The 20,365-nt window shown below is 39.5% G+C and carries 19 protein-coding genes; 9 read left to right on the top strand and 10 right to left on the bottom strand.

The genetic code is table 11. The annotated features are described in order from the left end of the window. Positions 1-66 precede the first annotated feature (66 nt). Positions 67-789 (bottom strand): FadR/GntR family transcriptional regulator, encoded by a 723-nt coding sequence (locus F938_RS08975; protein ID WP_005031008.1) that lies wholly within the window; start codon positions 787-789, stop codon positions 67-69. A 128-nt stretch (positions 790-917) separates the two neighbouring features. Between F938_RS08975 and F938_RS08970 the strand changes: the two genes are divergently transcribed. The 9 genes from F938_RS08970 to F938_RS08930 all read left to right on the top strand — a co-directional run bounded on the left by F938_RS08970 (position 918) and on the right by F938_RS08930 (position 10,120). After that, a complete protein-coding gene (locus F938_RS08970) occupies positions 918-1,670 on the top strand; it encodes an SDR family oxidoreductase (RefSeq protein ID WP_005031007.1) in 753 nt (250 codons plus the stop codon). Positions 1,671-1,696: 26 nt separating this feature from the next. Continuing rightward, on the top strand, positions 1,697-2,539 hold the full coding sequence (locus F938_RS08965) for a fumarylacetoacetate hydrolase family protein (protein WP_005031006.1): 843 nt from the start codon (positions 1,697-1,699) through the stop codon (positions 2,537-2,539). A gap of 113 nt (positions 2,540-2,652) precedes the next feature. Next, positions 2,653-3,930 carry an L-fuconate dehydratase gene (locus F938_RS08960; RefSeq protein ID WP_005031005.1) on the top strand — a complete coding sequence of 426 codons (1,278 nt, stop codon included), beginning with the start codon at positions 2,653-2,655 and terminating at the stop codon, positions 3,928-3,930. A gap of 235 nt (positions 3,931-4,165) precedes the next feature. Then, positions 4,166-4,990 carry an amidohydrolase family protein gene (locus F938_RS08955; RefSeq protein ID WP_005031003.1) on the top strand — a complete coding sequence of 275 codons (825 nt, stop codon included), beginning with the start codon at positions 4,166-4,168 and terminating at the stop codon, positions 4,988-4,990. 35 nt (positions 4,991-5,025) lie between these two features. Then, a complete protein-coding gene (locus F938_RS08950; RefSeq protein ID WP_005031000.1) occupies positions 5,026-5,808 on the top strand; it encodes an SDR family oxidoreductase in 783 nt (260 codons plus the stop codon). 29 nt (positions 5,809-5,837) lie between these two features. Next, complete coding sequence (locus F938_RS08945; RefSeq protein ID WP_005030998.1) at positions 5,838-6,173, top strand: L-rhamnose mutarotase; 336 nt, start codon at positions 5,838-5,840, stop codon at positions 6,171-6,173. Positions 6,174-6,198: 25 nt separating this feature from the next. Further along, positions 6,199-7,428, top strand: coding sequence for an L-fucose:H+ symporter permease (fucP, locus tag F938_RS08940; RefSeq protein WP_005030996.1), 1,230 nt, complete (start codon positions 6,199-6,201; stop codon positions 7,426-7,428). Between the two features lie 90 nt (positions 7,429-7,518). Beyond that, positions 7,519-8,835, top strand: a complete 1,317-nt coding sequence (locus F938_RS08935; RefSeq protein WP_005030995.1) for a carbohydrate porin — start codon at positions 7,519-7,521, stop codon at positions 8,833-8,835. A gap of 280 nt (positions 8,836-9,115) precedes the next feature. Beyond that, on the top strand, positions 9,116-10,120 hold the full coding sequence (locus tag F938_RS08930) for a GntR family transcriptional regulator (RefSeq protein WP_005030994.1): 1,005 nt from the start codon (positions 9,116-9,118) through the stop codon (positions 10,118-10,120). A 27-nt stretch (positions 10,121-10,147) separates the two neighbouring features. On the opposite strand, the gene F938_RS08925 is transcribed toward F938_RS08930, so the two are convergent. From F938_RS08925 to F938_RS08885, 9 genes are all read right to left on the bottom strand, one after another. Further along, positions 10,148-11,338, bottom strand: coding sequence for an ABC transporter substrate-binding protein (locus F938_RS08925; protein WP_005030992.1), 1,191 nt, complete (start codon positions 11,336-11,338; stop codon positions 10,148-10,150). Between the two features lie 229 nt (positions 11,339-11,567). Continuing rightward, on the bottom strand, positions 11,568-12,797 hold the full coding sequence (locus tag F938_RS08920) for a carbohydrate porin (RefSeq protein ID WP_005030991.1): 1,230 nt from the start codon (positions 12,795-12,797) through the stop codon (positions 11,568-11,570). A 262-nt stretch (positions 12,798-13,059) separates the two neighbouring features. Further along, on the bottom strand, positions 13,060-14,028 hold the full coding sequence (locus F938_RS08915; RefSeq protein WP_005030989.1) for a CobW family GTP-binding protein: 969 nt from the start codon (positions 14,026-14,028) through the stop codon (positions 13,060-13,062). Between the two features lie 2 nt (positions 14,029-14,030). Further along, the gene (locus F938_RS08910; RefSeq protein ID WP_005030988.1) at positions 14,031-14,327 is read right to left on the bottom strand and encodes a hypothetical protein; all 297 of its coding nucleotides are present in this window, start codon (positions 14,325-14,327) and stop codon (positions 14,031-14,033) included. Positions 14,328-14,346: 19 nt separating this feature from the next. Next, positions 14,347-15,096: an SDR family NAD(P)-dependent oxidoreductase gene (locus F938_RS08905; protein ID WP_005030985.1), complete on the bottom strand. Its 750-nt coding sequence runs from the start codon at positions 15,094-15,096 to the stop codon at positions 14,347-14,349. A gap of 87 nt (positions 15,097-15,183) precedes the next feature. Continuing rightward, complete coding sequence (locus tag F938_RS08900; protein ID WP_005030983.1) at positions 15,184-15,954, bottom strand: SDR family NAD(P)-dependent oxidoreductase; 771 nt, start codon at positions 15,952-15,954, stop codon at positions 15,184-15,186. Between the two features lie 10 nt (positions 15,955-15,964). After that, positions 15,965-17,344 (bottom strand): MFS transporter, encoded by a 1,380-nt coding sequence (locus F938_RS08895; protein ID WP_228129512.1) that lies wholly within the window; start codon positions 17,342-17,344, stop codon positions 15,965-15,967. Between the two features lie 22 nt (positions 17,345-17,366). Next, positions 17,367-18,251 (bottom strand): polysaccharide deacetylase family protein, encoded by an 885-nt coding sequence (locus tag F938_RS08890; protein WP_004827699.1) that lies wholly within the window; start codon positions 18,249-18,251, stop codon positions 17,367-17,369. A gap of 55 nt (positions 18,252-18,306) precedes the next feature. Further along, on the bottom strand, positions 18,307-19,653 hold the full coding sequence (locus tag F938_RS08885; protein WP_005030981.1) for an amidase family protein: 1,347 nt from the start codon (positions 19,651-19,653) through the stop codon (positions 18,307-18,309). Positions 19,654-20,365 lie beyond the last annotated feature (712 nt).

The raw sequence follows: 20,365 nt of genomic DNA, 5'->3' as shown, positions 1-20,365 counted from the left end.
TAGGAAAAACTTTATCTTTAAAGGCTTTATGTAACATAGCCTTACGCAAGTATCAGTATATTTAACCTAAACCTTCCTTGAAAAGATATTGATGACATTCTGCAAATGTTTTTGCATGGCTTTATATGCCGCTGCTCCATCTTGGCTCTGAATTGCTGCCATGATTTCTTGATGTTCATGCTGAGATCTTAATGGCATATCTTCAGGGGTATATAAACTACGCATACGACTGAACAGCTCGGTATATTGTTTCCCGAGCAAATATTTCAGAAAAAAAGAAAAAGCGCTATTTTGACTCGCTTCAGCAATACGAATATGAAATAAACGATCACCAATATGCTCACTAGAATGTTCCAGATTATCTCGAACATTCATAAAAAATGCTTCTTTAATCTCTTCTAATTGTTCATCCGTACGATGCTTTGCTGCCAGTTCTGCAAGATAGGGCTCAATCTGCAAACGGGCTTCTAAGACTTCAAATGGCGTAACTGCGGAATCTTCTTTTAAATGAGGAATCAGCAAAGGATGTATATTGGTATTAAAACCCGTTTGTTCCAAAACCTGATCTTGTTGATCTTTAATGACATAGACACCACTCCCCAGTTTTACTTCAACAATTCCATTCACTTCAAGCGCAATGATTGCTTCACGTACTGAGGTACGACTTACACCTAACTGCTGCGCAAGATCTCGTTCAGGCGGTAACTTTGAACCTAACTGATAAATTCCATTCTTTATATCATCTTGAATCTTATTAAAGATATTTTGATAGAGACGAGTTTGAGTCATAAATTTCAACTTTTACAAAAATTGGTCTTGCCAAAACACTTTTGATCAATTAAATTGACTAGACCAATTAATTGGTCTAGTCAATTTAGCATTTACCATAGTATAAAGTAAAAAGCAGGGACGAAGGAATGAGATTGATAAATAAAACGTGTGTGATTACAGCAGCTGCTCAGGGAATTGGTAGAGCCACTGCATTAAGCTTTGCAAAAGAAGGCGCAAAGGTCATTGCTACGGACATTAATTTAGAACTGCTTGAAGAACTCAAAAGCCATTCTGACAATATTCAAGTGGAATATTTAGATATTACTAATCGTCAGCAAATTATTGAATTTTCAAAAAAATATCAGCAAGTTGATGTGTTGTTCAATTGTGCTGGTTGGGTTCCTGCAGGTTCAATCTTAGAATGTGATGAAACACAATGGCAGCGTGCTTTTACGATGAATGTCGATTCGATGTACCACATGATTCAGGCTTTTTTACCCACAATGTTAAAAAGTGCCACTGCTTCAATCATCAATATGTCATCTGCGGCATCAAGTATTAAAGGTGTACCGAATCGCTTTTCCTATAGTGTCACTAAAGCTGCAGTTATTGGTATGACCAAATCGATCGCAGCAGATTTTATCGGTCAAGGAATTCGTTGCAATGCGATCTGTCCGGGAACTGTAGACTCTCCATCACTACATGATCGTATTGAAACCCAAGCCAAAGAGCAAAATAAAACCATTGATGAAGTCTATGCTCAGTTTGTTGCTCGCCAACCGATGGGAAGAGTTGGTAAGGCCGAAGAAATAGCTGCATTAGCGCTTTATCTGGCAAGTGATGAATCCTCATTCACAACCGGAACCATCAATATGATCGATGGTGGTTGGTCAAATTAATTTTCAAACAGATCTAGGATAGAACAATGAAATTATTAAGATATGGTGTAAAAGGACAAGAAAAGCCAGGAATCTTAGACCCACAGGGACAAATTCGGGATTTGTCTTCAGTGGTTCAAGACATCAATGGTCAGGTGCTCGCCACCGAGTTAGATAAGATTCGAAATCTGGATCTATCGAGCCTGCCTTTGGTTGCCGAGGATGTGCGCCTTGGTGCATGTGTGGGTAATATTGGTAAATTTATCTGTATTGGTTTGAATTATTCTGATCATGCCGCGGAAACAGGTGCAGAAGTTCCTGCTGAACCAGTGGTTTTCAATAAATGGACCAGTGCAGTGGTTGGACCAAATGATGATGTGGAAATTCCAAAGCATTCGTCCAAGACCGATTGGGAAGTTGAGTTGGGTGTCGTTATTGCTAAAGATGGTCGTTACATCAGTAAAGAACAGGCAATGGACTATGTTGCAGGTTATTGTGTGATTAATGACGTTTCAGAGCGAGCATTTCAGCTTGAAGGCACAGGGACTTGGGACAAAGGCAAAGGTTGCGACACTTTTGGTCCAACAGGTCCATGGCTCGTGACCAAGGATGAGATCGAAAATCCACATCAGTTAAAAATTTGGTTAGAGGTGGATGGTCATCGTTATCAAGATGGTAATACCAATACCATGATTTTTGATATACCCACTATTGTGAGTTATTTAAGCCAGTTTATGAGTTTACAGGCCGGTGATGTGATCTCTACGGGTACGCCACCTGGTGTAGGGCTTGGGCAAAAGCCACCTGTGTATTTAAAAGCAGGGCAAGTGATGCGATTGGGTATTGAGGGATTAGGCGAACAACAACAGAAAGTTGTGAATGCTGAATAAGCCAGATTTATCTGAATAGATTTAATTTTTAAGTTACACAAACAAGGCATTTAAATTCGATGCCTTAGGAAGACTTGTCTTTAAAAAAGCTCAGCATTTAAAAAGGAATAGGAATGTTAAAGATAACGGATTTAGAAGTATTGGATATTCGTTTCCCCACTTCACAGCAATTGGATGGTTCAGATGCGATGAATCCAGATCCAGATTATTCAGCTGCCTATGTCATCTTAAAAACGGATCGTCCAGCGCTGACGGGACATGGTCTCACATTTACCATTGGTCGTGGTAATGAAATCTGCTGTGCAGCAATTGAAGCGATGCGCCATCTGGTGGTTGGTCTAGATATTGATGAGATTAAGAAAAATCCTGCCTTGATGTGGCGACATTTAACTTCAGATAGTCAACTCCGTTGGATTGGACCAGACAAGGGTGCGATGCATCTAGCGACTGGCGCAGTGGTAAATGCGATTTGGGATTTATGGGCAAAAAGTGAAGCTAAACCGGTTTGGAAACTGGTTGCAGATATGACTCCTGAACAATTAGTAAACTGTATTGATTTTCGTTATTTAACTGACTGTATTACGCCTGATGAAGCTTTGAACTTATTAAAGTCGAATGAAATTGGTAAAGCGCAACGTGAGAAAACTTTACTTTTAGAAGGTTATCCTTGTTATACGACTTCAGCAGGATGGTTGGGGTATAGCGATGAAAAACTTGCGCGACTTTGCCAAGAGGCTGTGGATGAAGGCTTTAACTATATCAAATTAAAAGTGGGTCGCGATGTTGAGGAAGATAAACGTCGGGTCAAAATTGCACGTGAGATCATTGGTCCTGATCGTCACTTAATGATTGATGCCAATCAGATTTGGGAACGTGAGCAAGCCATTGAGTGGGTGAAGCAACTGGCATTTTCCAATCCATGGTTTATTGAGGAACCGACTTCACCCGATGATGTCGAAGCTCATCGTGCAATCCGATTTGCGATTCAGCCGATTCAAGTGGCGACAGGTGAGATGTGCCAGAATCGCATCATGTTTAAACAATTTATTATGCGTGAAGCGATTGATATTGTTCAGATTGATGCTTGTCGAATGGGTGGAATCAATGAAGTGCTAGCAGTATTGCTCATGGCAGCAAAATACAAACTCAAAGTTTGTCCACATGCAGGTGGCGTAGGGCTGTGTGAATATGTTCAGCATCTTTCTATGATTGATTATTTATGGTTCTCAACCTCCAAAGAAGGTCGTGTCACAGAATACGTGGACCATTTGCATGAGCACTTTATCGATCCTTGTGTGATTCAAAATGCAGCTTATATGCCTCCAACTCTTGCAGGCTTCTCAATTGAAATGAAACCAGCATCTATTGAGAAATATAGATTTAAGGGCTGATAGGCTGAATTTTTCAGTGACAAAAGTGATTCATGCTAAAGGAATGTAGCATGCAAATACGGTGAGATCAGCCAGCCTGATACACGAGAGTTAGACTCTAGTATCACAGGGCATGATTCACAAAGTAAAACGCGCTGATTTGTGGTTTTATCGTGGATGAGTTTTTTAAGGATGATTTTACAGTTCATCCATTGAGAAAAGAATGAAAGTGCATAAAGCCACAAGGAGTATATAAGTGATTGATAGCCATATTCATTTTTGGAAATACAATCCAGTTGAATTCCCTTGGATGACGGATGACTTAAGCGCCATTGCAAAAGACATGTCTCCTGAAGATTTGTTCATGCAATTGCCTACCAGAATAGAAGGTTTGATCGCTGTTCAGGCAAGACCATCTTGGGAGGAAAATGAATATTTGAATGGACTGGCAGAGCAACATTCGATTATCAAAGGCATTGTGGCATGGTTTGATTTTAAAAAAGACGCTGAAATGCAGTTGGAAAAATTCAAACAAAATAAGCGGATAAAAGGCTTTCGTCACATGCTTCAAGATGAGCCTGATCCTACAGCCTATATGTTGAACAACCACCAATTTAATCTGGGCGTAGAAAAAATTCAGCAAGCTGAGTTGCTTTATGGTGTTTTGATTCATCAAAAAGATTTAGATGCAGCCGTAAAATTTTCCCAACGACATGATCAATATGCGTTGGTGATTGATCATTTAGCCAAGCCACAGATGTATTCCAGTGATGGTTTTTCTGTGTGGAAAAAGAACATGAAAGAGTTAGCCGCATTAGCACATGTGAACTGCAAAATTTCAGGTTTGGTGACAGAGGCGGGCGCATACTGCAAAGCACAAGATTTTCAAGCCCACCTTGATATTGCCTTAGAACTCTTTGGTCCTGAACGCTTGCTTTGGGGATCAGATTGGCCTGTGTCTTTTGCGACCCATCGCTATGACACATTGTTGGCATTTTGGGATGAATGGACACGCAACTGGAGTGACTCAGAACGTAAACAGGTCGAAACAGATACACCTAAACGCTTATATAAGCTATGAAATTTAAAAGATTTTAAATATAGGAGATCAGAAAGATGGATTTACACCTCAAAAATAAAGTCTTTATCGTTACAGGTGGTGGTGCCGGAATTGGTGGGGCAATTTCATTATTACTGGCACAAGAGGGTGCAACGGTTGCCATTTTTGGTCGTTCAGCTCTGAGTTCAGAATTCGAAGCATCTTTACAGAAAACACAGACGAACTACTCCTTTCATCAACTGGACTTGACCGATGAAAAAGCCTGCCAAGAAAACGTTCAGAAGGTTATTGATTTATATGGACGTCTAGATGGCTTAGTCAACAATGCTGGAATAAATGACAATGTTGGACTTGAAGACAGTATTGATGCGTTTAGACAGTCTTTAGATAAAAACCTGATTCATTATTTTACAATGGCGCACTTTTGCATACCGCATCTCAAACAAAGCAAAGGCAGCATCGTCAATATAGGCTCTAAAGTTGCAGTCACAGGGCAGGGACATACCAGTGGTTATGCAGCAGCAAATGGCGGTCGATTGGCTTTGACACGAGAGTGGGCTGCGCAATTTAAAGATGATGGGGTGAGGGTCAATGCGGTTTTACCTGCTGAAGTCATGACACCACTGTATCAACGTTGGGTGGATAGCTTTGATAACCCGACCCAGAAATTAGCACAAATTACCCAAAATATTCCGTTTGGTCATCGTATGACGACGACCCATGAAATTGCAGATACCACGGTATTTTTACTGTCTAATCGTTCCTCGCATACCACTGGACAACTTTTATATGTTGATGGCGGTTATACCCATTTAGATCGTGCCTTAGATCAAGATTAAGACAGATATGCCGAAAACTGGAGCGAAAGATGAAACGCTATTGTTTGGCTTTAGACCTTGTGAACGATGCTGAAAAGATCCAGCAATATCAACAGTATCATCAAAAAGTATGGCCAGAAATCACCACCAATATTCGCAATCGTGGTGTGCTGGATATGCAGATTTGGCAAGTCGAAAATCGCCTTTTTATGATTATGGACACCACTGACGATTATGACGCTGACCTAGCACAAAGCGTTGCGGTTTCAGAACCGAAAAATCTTGAGTGGGAAACTTTGATGTCGCAGTACCAACAAGTACTGCCAAGTGCAAAACCTGGTGAAAAATGGATCGAAATGGAAAAAATATTTGATCTAAAACAATAATCCGAATGATATAAGGAATTCAGCCATGAAGGCAAAAATTACAGAACCCCAATTTAGGATGGGGTTGATATTGGTCACGACACTCTTCTTTATGTGGGGATTGTCGTATGGTTTGGTCGATGTTTTAAATAAACATTTTCAGGAAGCTTTGCATATTTCTAAAGCTCAATCGGGGCTGATTCAGGCTGCATATTTTGGTGCCTATTTTGTGATTGCTCTACCTGCGGGTTTATTTATTGAAAAAAGAGGTTATAAAGCAGGGATTATTCTCGGTCTTTCCCTTTATGCAATCGGGGCTCTGCTCTTTGTTCCTGCGGCTAATATGATGACATTTAGCTTTTTCTTATTTGCATTATTTGTACTGGCTCTAGGGTTAGGATGTTTGGAAACGGCTGCAAACCCTTACTCCTCTGCATTGGGAGATCCATCGACTGCTGAACAGCGGCTTAATTTATCTCAGTCTTTTAATGGCTTGGGACAATTTTTTGGTCCGTTGATTGGAGGTTTGTTCTTCTTTAATTCGGTTGAAGGTGACAGTGCTGCAAGTTTTGATGCTGTGACCTATACCTATGTCGGTATTGCTGCAATTGTTATTGTTTTGATTGTATTTTTTGCTAAAGCAAAACTTCCTGATCTACGTGAAAACGAAGCGAAATTGGATGCAGCCAATCTTCAAAATAATAGTGCATCGATGTGGTCACATTCAGAATTTAAATTTGGTGTTATTACGCTGTTTTTCTATGTCGCCGCACAGGTTGGCGTGGGTGCATTTTTTATTAACTTGGTAGTCGAAACTTGGCCACAGAGCTCAAGCCAACAAGGCGCATATTTCTTATCTATTGCCATGCTGGCTTTTTTGATCGGGCGATTTGTCAGCACTGGCATCATGTCGAAAATCTCCGCGAATCATTTGTTGTTAATTTATGCCGTAATTAACAGTGTGCTGTGTGTCGTGATTTTATCTGGCGCTGAATATATTTCAGTAATCGCAGCGATTGGTATCTTCTTCTTTATGTCGATTATGTTCCCGACCATTTTTGCGATGGGTGTTAAGAATCTCGGTTCTAAAACAAAAATCGGCAGCTCATTTATGATCATGGCGATTGTGGGCGGTGCCATTATGCCTTTTTTCATGGGGAAATTAGCTGATCACTATGGAACACATATTGCCTATGTATTGCCATTGATTTGCTTCGTAATCGTAATTTTTTATGCGAAAAGCTACCAAAAAATCACACTGGCACAAGTCAATTAATAACCGAATTTTATCGCATTGAACGCGATAAATAAGAGAAAACCGCCATTTAATCATAAGGGCGAAGATAAGATCATTAAGGACAATATCATGAAAATTCAAAATGGAAGTCGTAGAAAAGTACAACTCACAATCATTGCATTATCAAGTGGGTTAACGATGAATGCTGCAATCGCAGCAGATGCTTTTCGTGTAGATAGCCCATGGATGCTTGGAGATTGGAACGGTAAAAGAACCCAGTTAAAAGATCAAGGCTATGACTTTAATGTGGGTTATACAGGTGAGTTTGCAGGTGTTATGAATGCTGATCGTGATGGCAAGGGCAATGCTTATGCAGATCAATGGGCTTTTGGTGCAAACTTTGATTTAAATAAGATATTGGGGTGGCGTGATACAGAAGCAAAAATTGTCATCACCCATCGTGGTGGCAAAGCACTCAATACTGAAGCCGATGTCATGGCGCCACAATTTAACCAGACGCAAGAAGTATATGGTCGAGGTCAAACTTGGCGTTTAACAGACCTCTGGATTAAAAAGAAATTTGTTGATCAGCGTTTGGATATCAAGTTGGGACGCTTTGGTATTGGTGAAGACTTTGCTGGATTTGATTGTGAATTTCAAAACCTTGCTTTATGTGGTGGTCAGGTTGCCAACTGGGCTGGAGATCAATGGTACAACGGTCCTGTGAGCCAATGGGCAGGGCGAGTTAAATACAATATTCATCCAGAATTAGCCGTTCAAATGGGAATATATGAACGCAATACCGTTAACGCCAATGCGACTACGGCAAGTGATGGTTTTAATTTAAGTACTGATGGTTCAGATGGCGCTGTGATTCCTTTGGAAATTGTCTGGCAACCGAAAAAAACCAGTGCAAATTTAAGTTTGCCGGGAGAGTACCGACTTGGTTACTTTACCAGTACTGTGGATACACAGAATGTACAGGTGGATTATTCAGTTCCAGGAATTTCCCAAAAGTTTGATGCTGATAATCATAAATGGGCGGCTTGGCTTTCAGCAAAGCAGCAATTGACTCGTCACCATGGCGATGAATCTCGTGGTTTGACCTTGATGGGACAAGCGACATTTTATGATGATAAAACCAGTGCCTATAGTGATGCGCAAAATATTGCAGTGGTCTACAAGGGATTATTTGATGCTCGCCCAAGCGATGAAATTGGAATTGGTTTAGCGAGGATTGGTGTAAATACAGATGCAATAAAGTTTAAAGGCAAAGTCAACAATGAAAAGTTTGATGATGAGTTGGATGCAGAAATTTATTATGGCTTAAAAGCAGCTCCTTGGTTAACAGTGCGTCCAAATATTCAATATGTCAAAAATATTGGTGCCAATAAAGCCTATGGTGATGCGTGGGTAGGTGGAGTGAAATTTAATATGAATTTCTAATGCTGCACTACTTTAAATTTTGTTTTTATTGAAAATAGAAAAGTTACCTTGAATCATAGCGTTGTCGGGTTGTGATTGAAATAGGTAACTTTTTCTTTTGTTACGCCATATGAATTTTTATATTTGGCTATATTGACCTTTTTAAGATATAACATGAAAGCCAATCGAATCTGAGTCATTGTTTTCTAAAATTGTTTTGATCACATTGTCTAGCTTGATCATTATTGGTGTAAATTATGATTTACTAGATTCCAGTCCACTTCAAATTGTATATCTTGTTATGACGGCTCAAACATTTTCTCAGGCAAATTCACGCTATCAAAGTATTTTTGAGACTTTGCAAAATGTGATTCGCAGTCATACGCTTTCTACTGGTGTTGTTCTGTTAGAAGGACCGCTCTCGAATATTTTTAATACCAGCCGTGTTCCTGTTCGTAAGGCATTACAACTTTTATTTGATCAACAATTAATTTCACGTTTTGAAGGTCGAGGCTATTTGGTCAACCCAGAACAATCAAATGATATTGAACCGATTAGACTGGAGATCACACGAGAATTATTGGGGCTAGCATCTGATGAGGACATTATTGATACCCGTTTATTAAGCGATAAAGTCTATGATGAGCTGTATCAATGCATATCTTATATTATTTTACATGGACACTATCGACTTGATGAACAGCGCATTGCAGAGCATTTTAATGTGGGACGCAATGTTGTACGTGAGGCATTAAAAAGTCTACATTTACAAGGCTTAGTCGAAAAAGAGGCATACGGAGATTGGCTTGCTGGTCCATTAACTGCACAAAGCGTAATCGAAAACTATGAACTGCGCTTAATTCTTGAACCATTGGCGCTAAAAGCCAATATTCATCATATTTCTTATGACGATATTCAGCAGATGTTAAATCGTATTCGCTATGCACAAACCCATAAACAGGATGTGAATGCCTCATTGATCCAACAGATTGAAGCTGATCTGCATCAAACCTTGTGCAATATCAAGTGGCATAATCAGAAAATGGCAAATATTTTATACAATGCGCAGAGCTCTATTTTGATTAGCCGAGTGATCCATGATGCGATTCATCTGAGCAATTATGAGTTGATGTTAGAAGAACATAACGCAATTCTAGAAGCCTTGTTGTGTGGCTCGATAGATCAAGGCTTGGAATATTTAGAAAAGCATTTGATTAATGCAAAAAAGCGTTCGGTTGAATATTTAAAAGTCTTTTCAATTATTCCTGAACCGAATATTCCTCCGTATCTAGAAAGAATTTCCTAATCATTTAAATGGAATAGCAATCCTAGCCTAGTGTTGCATCAAGTTTTTCCATTTTCTGACTAAGTAGTTGTGTTCATCCATGACAGAATTCCAGACTCCGATATGCCCCATTCTTTCTATATAGGAACCGCCTTGGCGTAGCATGCCTTTTTTGATTAAAGGTTGTTGATCAATTCCCATTAACGCTTCTGCAGCAGGTTTACCCATATACCAAAAATCCCATTCAGCCGAGCTTAAATATTCTCGTGCTCGCAGTGGATTGGAAATATACATGCCTTGTCTTGCCATCATGGCACCTGCCCAACCATCAAGCCACCAGTTGAGATACGCATAAGCATGATCTTTCATTTGCCCCTGCAGATTTCGAGATAATGCCAATCCGCCAAACCAAGCACGGTATCCTTCTACAGGTTTTGCAATTTTAAAATCTCGTTTTGCTTTTAGTAATTTGATCAGTGCAGGGTACCATAAACTGCCGATATGAATATTTTGATCGACAATTAAATTATAAGCATGTGCATCATCAGCCCAAAAATCTTTGAAATGTTGTTGCTGTTTAAGCTCAAGTAAGATTGAAGTCAATTGATCAATTTCAGATAAAGATAAATTACCTATATCTTTAAACTGCAATTGACCCGAACCCTGTACTGCCATTGCTAAATCGAGTGCACCAATCGCAGCATCGTTTTGTACCGTGACACAACCATTCCAATTTTGCTCTAATAGCCATGCCCAACTTTCGGGTTGATCATGTAAGTTTTTAGGTAAAAATTTTGGAAAATAAATAAAACTGTCTACATTGTGGGTAAGGGGAAGCATGCTGATATATTCAGATTCCTGACTACTCAACGTACCATCTTTTTGTACATATAATCGTTGACTTGGAACGCCACCTTTTGCCAACGGTTGATCAGCAAGTAAAGTTCCTTTCTTTGCTAAATCATTGACTTCATCCCAGCGGTGAATTTTCTTAATTTCTATGGGCTGAATGGACCTGACTGGCCAAACAAAATCAATATTATGGAACCATTGATCATAAAGGTCATATTGATCTGGATTTAATACTGCAATACGTTGTGCGGTTTGAGGGTCGTGAATTTGATATTCAATATCAAAACCAAGATCTATTTCAGCTTGTTTTCTTATTGCTTCAATTAGGGTGACTGAAGTACCTAAGACCCTTAAAGTCGGTTTAGATGATGTTTTCAAAGTATGCATTATCCTGCTTTTTTAGGGACAAACGACCATTACAAAAGTTGTCTTTAAACCAAAAATATGATTTAAAACCCTTAGAACTGATCATCATGATCAAGCTTAAGTATTGTATATGCTGATTTTACTTTTTTGTAAATCACAGGCTTTTGCTGACTATAACTTAGCTTTAAGTTAAAACGTAGTGTATAGAAGTCACTACGTTTTAACTTGGTGGAGTGCTGTTGAAGCCATGTTAAAAGTTTAGATTAAACTTTAACCCAGCTACCCAGGCATCACCCTGATTTTTATTTGCGCCAATACGGTCAATATATTGCAGGTTGGGGCGCACTTTAAGCCACGGTGTTGCGAGCAGACTATAATACAATTCAGCATTGATCTCGTTATTCAAATGGGGATTTTGCCGACTGTCGACAGCAATTCGTGATATACCTAGCCCAATTTCATCTTGTTTACGCTGATCAAATAGACCTTTATAAGTCACAGCAAGTGTTTCTGCATCATTAAAAATACTGGTTTTATTGTCATAAACAGCAACTTGCCCCATCAATGTTAAACCTCGATTTACATCGCCAGCATGGCTTGTTAACTGTTGCTTGGCTGAAATCCAAGTCCCGTTCTTATGTTCTTTACGATCGTTTTGGATTTGCACGTTTGTTACATCAGCTGTGCTGTAGTAATAACCTAAACGATATTCACCAGCCAAGTTTTGAATTAAATTTTCAGGTTTCCAAATCAGCTCTATTGGAAGCAGTGCGCCCTTGGAACCATCTGTACTCAGGTTAAAGCCTTTGCTTCTTTTTAGATTTTCAGGATTGTATTCATAGACACCAATTTGCGCTGATAAATTTGGAGAGATATTCCATTTAATACGAGTTGCCCATTGGCTTACAGGACCGTTATACCATTGATCTCCTGACCAATGTCCAATTTGACCTGCACATAGAGCAAGATTTTGAAATTCACAATCAAAACTGGCAAAGTCTTCTCCTTCACCAAATCGTCCGATTTTTACATCTAACTTCTGGTCGAAGAATTTCTTTTTAATCCATAAGTCCGTTAAACGCCATGTTTGTCCTCGACCATACACTTCTTGAACTTGACTGATATGTGGAGACAACACCTGTGACTTATTTTCAACTTGCTGACCTGAGCGATAAGTAATATTGATCAACGCTTCAGTATCGTTCCAATCCAAAATTTTATTTAAGTCAAAATTTCCCAAAAAGCTCCATTGATCTGCATAAGCCGAGTCTTTCTCACTGCTCATTTGGGTATCAAGTACAGTTGCACCTTGACCCGTATAACTTATGCCAAAATCATAGCCTTTTTCAATTAAAGCTGTACGTTGACCCTGTCCATCGCCAAACATCCATTGGCTGTCACTTGTAAAAGCATTTTTTGCATAAATTGATGATGTTGATGATAATCCTGCGAATGCAATCATCCATACGATTTTTTTCATTTTTTACTCCATATTTTTTAGTAATTCATGTTTTTTCGGCAAAAAAACAGAAGCTTTAAAAGCTCAGTATCCCTACTTTTTGAATTGTTCTAGCTCATGATGACTCCTTGATCATTGCTGTACTTATCTTTGCAAGTTGTGATAAATCCTCATAAAAAATTTAAAAATTGAAGTCTGAGAAAATATTTTTAGTTAAATCTAGGCATAGAAATCCTGTTCCATGTTTTAAAAACACAGAAGTTTGAAGGTTTTCGTAATTAACTTAGTTCAGCTTTTCCATAAAAATTTGAAATGACTTTTTTATCTGTTCAAGATCAACATGCCTCACGATCATGACAATACGTGAATAGTGATCTTCCCAAGGCCATTGGGCTAAATGCTCTGGCGGGTATAAACAGTGTTGTACGCCGTGAATCAAAACAGGTTGGTCAAATTCAGTTAAGTTTAAAATCCCTTTTATCCGTAGAATATTTTCACCATATTGTTTGAGTAATAGATTTATCCATAGTCCGAATACCATCCAATCCAGTTTTGTTGTCCATTCCAGCACGCAACTTTGAGTCATTGCATGCTGGTCTTGTTGAGTTTTTAGAAAAAATTGCGGTCGTGAAAGATGCTGTTGCTGCGCTAAATCTTGAGAAAAAATGTCATCCACGCAATCAATTTGATTGATGAATTGAATATTCACTTCAGGGTGAAGCTGTTGTATTTTCTCAGATAAAAGTTGTTGTGTTGGAAGATCAACCCGATCAGTCTTACTCAAAATAATCTGATGTGCAGCAACGACTTGGGTTAACCATTCTGGATGAAGCGTAGCCTGTAAATGACCTAACTCGGCATCAACAACCGTACTTAATCCATGTACATAAAACTGATTTTTAATATGTGTATCATGATGAATTGTATTTAAAATCGCTGCTGGATTAGCTAAACCTGTGGTTTCAATAATGACACGCTTAAAATCTGGAATCTCTCCCTGTTTACGTTGCTGTAATAGTTTTAACAAGCTGTCTTTTAAATCGGTTAAAACACTACAACACATACAACCATTGGCGAGCAAATAGGTATTCTCAGCCACTGTTTGTACCAACAGATGATCAATGCCGACTTCACCCAATTCATTAATTAAAACGATCGTGCTGTCATTTTGTGTATGTGTCAGTAGTTTTTTTATCAACGTGGTTTTTCCACTGCCTAAAAAACCAGTCACAATATGCACAGGTATCGTCATATTTATAAAGCCTCTAAATGTGATAACAGTCGAGGATCAAGAACATCTATTTTTTGCCCCGTTAATTGCTGGATTTCGTTCCATAATAGATCAAGCCCATTGGCTATACTTTGTTTGCCAGTAGGTGTCTGGATCAGATAATTCACGCCCTGAAAGTCAGCAATTGATAAGCGATAGGGTGCAGTAATGTGATTAAGCATTTTAATTTTACGTAAACGCTCTCGCCGTCTAGGCAGATCAGATCTTAGGCTGTCTGTCCAATCCTGTTGTTCACCTATCAATCCACATAATCCACACATTGCACCATTACTCCATTGATTAAGGCATTACATCGCCACTGTTTGGTCCGAGTGTCTGACCCACGTACAAATTACCGCCAGGATCCGACGCCAATAAAATTACGGTTGGCGCAATTTCTTCAGCTGTTCCAAAACGCCCCAAAGGTAATTGTTTGGCTTTTTCATCTTTCCAGCTTTGGCTAATACCATCGACCAGTGGTGTGGCGATTGGACCCGGTGCTATTGCATTGACCAATACATTATCTTTAGCGACTTCTTGAGCTAAAGATTTGGTAAAACCGATTACACCGGCTTTGGCTGCGCAATAATGTGCCAGTTCAATCCCGCCTTTAATCCCAAGTTGGGAGGAAATATTAATAATACGCCCCCATTTTTGCTTGATCATATGAGGTAAGGCCCGTTGACTGGTTAAAAACACACTGGTTAAGTCAATACGAAGCATGTCGTCCCACATTTTCTTGCTGAGTTCTGTACACGGGGCTTGGGTTAAAATGCCTGCGTTATTGACTAAAACATCTATTCCACCATAGGTTTCAACACAGCAATCCACAGTTTGATGCGCACCTTGTTCAGTGCCCAGATCTGCGATAATGGTGGTCACTTGCGTAGCAAATTGGCGGCAGAGCAGGGCAATTTGTTCTAGACCTTCAGCATTTAAATCGCATAACACCAAACGGCTATTTTGCTTAGCAAATGCTTGTGCAATCGCAGCACCAATACCACTGGCGGCTCCCGTCACCACAACACGACATTCATTTAATGGTTTCATGTATTCTTCCAATAAAAAGAACAGCTTGACCTCATCAATAAATTTCAAAATCAAGCTTGTTCAACATATGAGTAGGGGGATTGTTGATTAATCAGGCCAACGAATGGTTAGCCCACCATCAACAATAATGCTTTGTCCTGTGATATAGCTGGCATCATCACTGGTTAAGAAGCGAACCAGTTTGGCAACTTCATCGGCACGACCGACACGTCCTAAGGGAATTTTCTGTCCAGCAAGTTTTAAACCTTCAGGACCAAGAGAATTTTGCGCATCTAAGGATTGTGGGGTTTCAATCAAACCGGGAATAACCGCATTACAACGAATTCCTCTAGGTGCCAATTCAACAGCCAAAGATCTACATAAGCCGGGGATACCTGCTTTGGCAGCAGCATAATGGCTATGTGCTTGCCAACCATAAACACCCCCTGCGATAGAGGAAATGGCAACCATTGCACCTGAACTTTGCATATATAGACTTGCTGCACGGAAGGTACGCATTACACCAGTTAAATCAACATTTAACATTTCATTCCATGCTTGATCTGTCATGTCGATGATTGAGCTTTGACGTAACAAACCTGCATTGGCAATCGTATAATCTAAGCGCCCAAAATGTGTTATTGCACTTTGTACTGCGCTTTGTACAGACTCAGTATCGGTCACATCTACTGCAACCATGACACATTGTCCGCCTGCCTCTTTGACCAGTTGTTCAGTGATGTTTGGGTCATGTGGATCTTTCTCAAAATAACCACCAACTACTCGAATATTCTGTTTTGCATATGCAACAGCCAAAGCTTGTCCAATCCCACTGGCAGCTCCAGTAATAAATGCTACGGGAGTATTGTTTAAAGTCATGCTCATTTCCTTATTTCACATCTTCAGGTTTTACATGGCGTGCCATAAGCATGACCAAACCAGACAAGAAGCAAGGTAGGGCACCAAACCAAATTGCCGCACTTGCCCAAGCTCCACCACCAGTGAGAATACTGGTGATACCTGCACCAGCTAAAATTGCACCGATCGGTCCCATCGCATGTACAATTGCGCCACCCGTTGCGCGTATGCGTGTTGGAAAAGATTCCCCCATAAAAAACAACATTGCAGAGTAAGGACCTGTTAAGAAAAATAAACCAACACTATATAGGGCGACCACTGTGACCAGGTCATGAGAAGCAACGATCATGGCATAGAACGCCACACCGCCACACATCCAACCCATGGCAACAGTATTACGACGACCAATACGATCTCCTAACCAACCGTGAACCAAATAGCCAACAAAACCGATCAGATTCGAGAGAATCAAAATGATTAAGGAGTTTTGAAAAGATAAGTTGTGAACATTCACCAACACAGATGTTCCCAATACGCTAAAGACTTGGATGGCAGACCAGTTCAGCAAAATCGCTAAACTTAGTACTAATGTCGGGCGTAATGCCGAACCTTTAAAAGCAGCCATCACGCCCACTTTTTGTTGTTCTGGGTCGTCTAAATGGTACTGACGAGCCAATTGATCTGCTTGTTCATTTTCGCCAGACTGTTTAAGTTGATTAATTTTTTGCACAACTTGAAACTGGGGACTTTCTTTTAAATTTCTGGCTAGAAAAGCAATGATAAATGCTGGAATAGCAGCAAAAATAAAACAACCTTGCCAGCCCACATAAGGAAGTAAAATTGCAGTCAATGCTGCTGCAAGTAATGCCCCTACAGGCCAGCCACTTTGTACCAAAGAGTAGATAAAACCTTTACGTTTTTGAAACTTTTCATCTTTTGAAGTGGCATACATTTCGGTGAGATAAGTCGCATTTACTCCTTCTTCGGCATAACCTAGACCAGCAACTGAACGAATGGCAACCAGTGAGCTTTTTCCAACCCCTGCCATGGCGGTCATCGCTGTAGCGATTGCTGTACCTGTCATGGTGAAAATAATCCCTTTACGCCGACCAATACGATCTACAATTGGTCCAATAGCGAACGCAACAATTGCACCGCCGACGGCAATCCAAGTGACTAAACTGGCTTGTTCAGCTTCATTCCAGTTGAAATGACCACCCATGACAGGCAGTAAAGTACCAAATAAAATAAAGTCATAAACTGCAAACACCCATGCAAAAAAAGCAATCCAAGATGCATAAGTGATATCTTTTTGCTGAATTTGCTCAGGATGCCAACTGATTAATTTATCTTGCGAAGCAGCCTGATTCACATCAATGCTGCTTTTAACATCTATGTTTTCGCTCATCATTCCTTTTCCTTCTATGGAATTTTTAACCTTTGCGAGGACAGCGCTGCGCGAAGTCGTTTGCAATTTCATCCATGGTGACGAATTTCACCCCATCGTGGGCTTTGAAGTGTTCAATCAGACGTTCCAACATCAATAAAACCTGTGGTCGACCAGAAACGTCTGGGTGTAGGGTAATCGGGAAAACGGCATAATCCATTTCTCGATAGACCCAGTCAAATTGGTCTTTCCACATTTGTTCGATATCACGAGGATTGACAAAACCATGACTATTTGGAGATTTTTTAATAAACATCATCGGGGGTAAATCATCGAGATACCAATTGGCAGGAATCTCAATCAAGTCTGTTTCCTCACCACGAAGTAATGGTTTCATCCATGTTTCAGGCTGTTGGCTATAATCAATTTTGGTCCACGAATCACCCACACGAACGTAATAAGGTGTGAAATCGTTATGCATCAAACTATGGTCATATTTGATGCCTTTTTTTAACAAAAGTTCGTTGGTAACATTACTGAATTCCCACCATGGTGCGACATATCCTGTTGGACGTTTGCCCGATAATTCAGTAATGAGCGCAATTGCTTTATCCAGCACTGCTTCCTCTTGTTCAGGTGTCATCGCAATTGGATTTTCATGGCTATAACCATGCATACCAATTTCATGTCCAGCATCTACAACGGCTTTCATTTGTTCAGGGAATGTTTCTACAGAGTGCCCTGGAATAAACCAAGTAGTTTTTAAACCATACTTTTTAAATAGATTCAGTAAACGTATTGACCCGACTTCACCTGCAAACAAGCCTCGTGAAATATCATCTGGCGAGTCTTCACCGCCATAAGACCCTAGCCAACCAGCGACTGCATCAACGTCAACTCCAAATGAAACTAAGATTTCCTTTTTAGCCATGTCATCATCCTCAATAAAATAAAGTTAAGTGTTTGGTGGAACTAAAATGATTGTGCTAATCATTGTTGTGAAGAATATGTTCAATACTCAGGGCGGCAGATAAAAGACTTTGATCATTACCACTGTAGCTTGAGAGTAAAATTGCTGTAGAGCGCCCATTTGAGTCGGTTCCATTCGGAAGTGAGATACTTGGCATATCTAAATAACTGCCGGGCATGGTTAATCTAAGCGTGTTGAGATTTGTTTGGATAAATAAGGCTTCATCTACCTCTAAAGGTGCAAGTTCAGGTGCAGTATGTGCAGTAGTTGGCGTCAGTAAATATCCTTCAGCCAGTTCTGTTTTTAAGCTTGCTTTTAAATGCTGTGCCATTTGATAAAGATGGATTTGGCTAGAAGCCAAGGTATCTTTTGCCGAAAGCAGGCGTTTTCTTACCCGCTGATCCATGAATTCGGCTTGATCACTGTGTAATAAGGCTTCATGTAAGGTATATGCCTCAGCAGCACCTAGCCATTGACCTGAGTCAATCAGGGTTTGTGCTTGATCAAATGCACCTATGCGTTTATACACCACACCGATATCTGCTTGTTGAAGTATTTCAATCGTTTGCAAGAAATTATGCTTCACACAATCCTGAACGCTTGGGTGGTTAAGCATGTCTAAATCGACATAGATTTGCATCTTTCTTGATTGGGGTTGAGAGGGGATATTTGACTGAATTTGTCCAAGCATAAGCTGATCTAAAACAATACAGTCACGAACACTACGACTGATTGGACCTACGCTATCTAAGCTTGCGGCAAGAGGAAAAACGCCTTTTTTACTATAACGTGAACTGCTACTTCGATAACCCACTAAGCCATTAAAGGATGCAGGAATCCGAATTGAACCTGCGGTATCCGTACCCATAGAAATAGGGACAATTTTTTGTCCTACAGATGTTGCTGCGCCAGATGATGATCCCCCAGGAATACATCGTGGATCAACCACATTCTTAGGTGTGCCAAAGTGTGGGTTTAAACCTAACCCAGAGTAAGCAAATTCAGTCAAATTGGTTTTTCCCAGATTGACCATACCCATACGAGTCAATTGCATGACGCCATCTGCATCTTGCTGTGCAACGGCATGATGCACTCGAGTTTTTGAACCTGCTGTGGTCACAGTTCCTTGCACATCAAAAAGGTCTTTCCACGCAATGGGAACACCATCAAATAGAGATAACGGTGCATGGGCTTTCCAACGTTCAGTCGAAGCGTGTGCTTCTCGATAAGCACGTTCTATGCTTAAGGAAATAAAAGTGCTGTCATTTACCTGTTGTATAACATCAAACGCTCTTTCCAGCTCTTGAATTGGATCGGTTATTCCTTGTGCATATTGCTGTGATAAGGAAATTGCGTCATCCATGCCACTCTCCTGATAATTGTATATTTTAATAATATATACATTTTTTAATTTATTTAATCTTAAGTTAAAAAATCAAAAGAGTAAATTAAGTACGATTAAAAAATAAATTATTTTTTATTTTTTTGTCATTTTTTTATCATTATCAATATTTTATTAAGAATAATATAAAATGTATTTTTTAAAAAAAAGATCATTAAGTGGTGATTTTACTTAACTTGTTGTTATTGTGTTGTGAATTTTGGATATTGAGCAAACTATGACAATCTGGAGTTTTATCATTAATCTGTTGAGCAATTCATATAGCAAAATATAATTTTTCATAATCAATAAGATTAATCTTAAGAGGATTTTGTTTGATGATATAAAGCTTTCAATGCCATGCTTTACATCTAAAGTTTAAATAGATTTGTGTAGGTGATGCTTCACTCTTGCGCTGTAAACAAAGCAGTGATTTTTTTTGCTTAGATGAAAGATGATAAAAATCTTTCGCTGAGTGAGGGGTATATGCTTAACATTAACTCAATATAGTGGCATCTATGTTTTTTCATGATTGGAAGGTTATTTGTGATTCAAAAAGGCTTTGTTGCATAAATACGTAAGAAATTGATTTTAATAAAATTAATTTCAGATCAAAAAACACTGAAAACCTTTTAAATCAGATATTTAAGTAGTCTTTATGCAACAAAGCCGTGTTGAGTTCCGTTATTTATAC

The organism is Acinetobacter bereziniae LMG 1003 = CIP 70.12 (assembly GCF_000368925.1).
GTDB lineage: Bacteria > Pseudomonadota > Gammaproteobacteria > Pseudomonadales > Moraxellaceae > Acinetobacter > Acinetobacter bereziniae.
Note: the sequence above shows the minus strand (reverse complement) of the source record. Positions and strands in the feature narration are given on the sequence as shown.

What these genes read in the sequence shown, in the direction of transcription:
- F938_RS08975 (WP_005031008.1), bottom strand. Translation starts at nt 789, where the DNA reads ATGACTCAAACTCGTCTCTATCAAAATATCTTTAATAAGATTCAAGAT.
- F938_RS08970 (WP_005031007.1), top strand. Translation starts at nt 918, where the DNA reads ATGAGATTGATAAATAAAACGTGTGTGATTACAGCAGCTGCTCAGGGA.
- F938_RS08965 (WP_005031006.1), top strand. Translation starts at nt 1,697, where the DNA reads ATGAAATTATTAAGATATGGTGTAAAAGGACAAGAAAAGCCAGGAATC.
- F938_RS08960 (WP_005031005.1), top strand. Translation starts at nt 2,653, where the DNA reads ATGTTAAAGATAACGGATTTAGAAGTATTGGATATTCGTTTCCCCACT.
- F938_RS08950 (WP_005031000.1), top strand. Translation starts at nt 5,026, where the DNA reads ATGGATTTACACCTCAAAAATAAAGTCTTTATCGTTACAGGTGGTGGT.
- F938_RS08945 (WP_005030998.1), top strand. Translation starts at nt 5,838, where the DNA reads ATGAAACGCTATTGTTTGGCTTTAGACCTTGTGAACGATGCTGAAAAG.
- fucP (WP_005030996.1), top strand. Translation starts at nt 6,199, where the DNA reads ATGAAGGCAAAAATTACAGAACCCCAATTTAGGATGGGGTTGATATTG.
- F938_RS08935 (WP_005030995.1), top strand. Translation starts at nt 7,519, where the DNA reads ATGAAAATTCAAAATGGAAGTCGTAGAAAAGTACAACTCACAATCATT.
- F938_RS08930 (WP_005030994.1), top strand. Translation starts at nt 9,116, where the DNA reads ATGACGGCTCAAACATTTTCTCAGGCAAATTCACGCTATCAAAGTATT.
- F938_RS08925 (WP_005030992.1), bottom strand. Translation starts at nt 11,338, where the DNA reads ATGCATACTTTGAAAACATCATCTAAACCGACTTTAAGGGTCTTAGGT.
- F938_RS08920 (WP_005030991.1), bottom strand. Translation starts at nt 12,797, where the DNA reads ATGAAAAAAATCGTATGGATGATTGCATTCGCAGGATTATCATCAACA.
- F938_RS08915 (WP_005030989.1), bottom strand. Translation starts at nt 14,028, where the DNA reads ATGACGATACCTGTGCATATTGTGACTGGTTTTTTAGGCAGTGGAAAA.
- F938_RS08910 (WP_005030988.1), bottom strand. Translation starts at nt 14,327, where the DNA reads ATGTGTGGATTATGTGGATTGATAGGTGAACAACAGGATTGGACAGAC.
- F938_RS08905 (WP_005030985.1), bottom strand. Translation starts at nt 15,096, where the DNA reads ATGAAACCATTAAATGAATGTCGTGTTGTGGTGACGGGAGCCGCCAGT.
- F938_RS08900 (WP_005030983.1), bottom strand. Translation starts at nt 15,954, where the DNA reads ATGACTTTAAACAATACTCCCGTAGCATTTATTACTGGAGCTGCCAGT.
- F938_RS08895 (WP_228129512.1), bottom strand. Translation starts at nt 17,344, where the DNA reads ATGATGAGCGAAAACATAGATGTTAAAAGCAGCATTGATGTGAATCAG.
- F938_RS08890 (WP_004827699.1), bottom strand. Translation starts at nt 18,251, where the DNA reads ATGGCTAAAAAGGAAATCTTAGTTTCATTTGGAGTTGACGTTGATGCA.
- F938_RS08885 (WP_005030981.1), bottom strand. Translation starts at nt 19,653, where the DNA reads ATGGATGACGCAATTTCCTTATCACAGCAATATGCACAAGGAATAACC.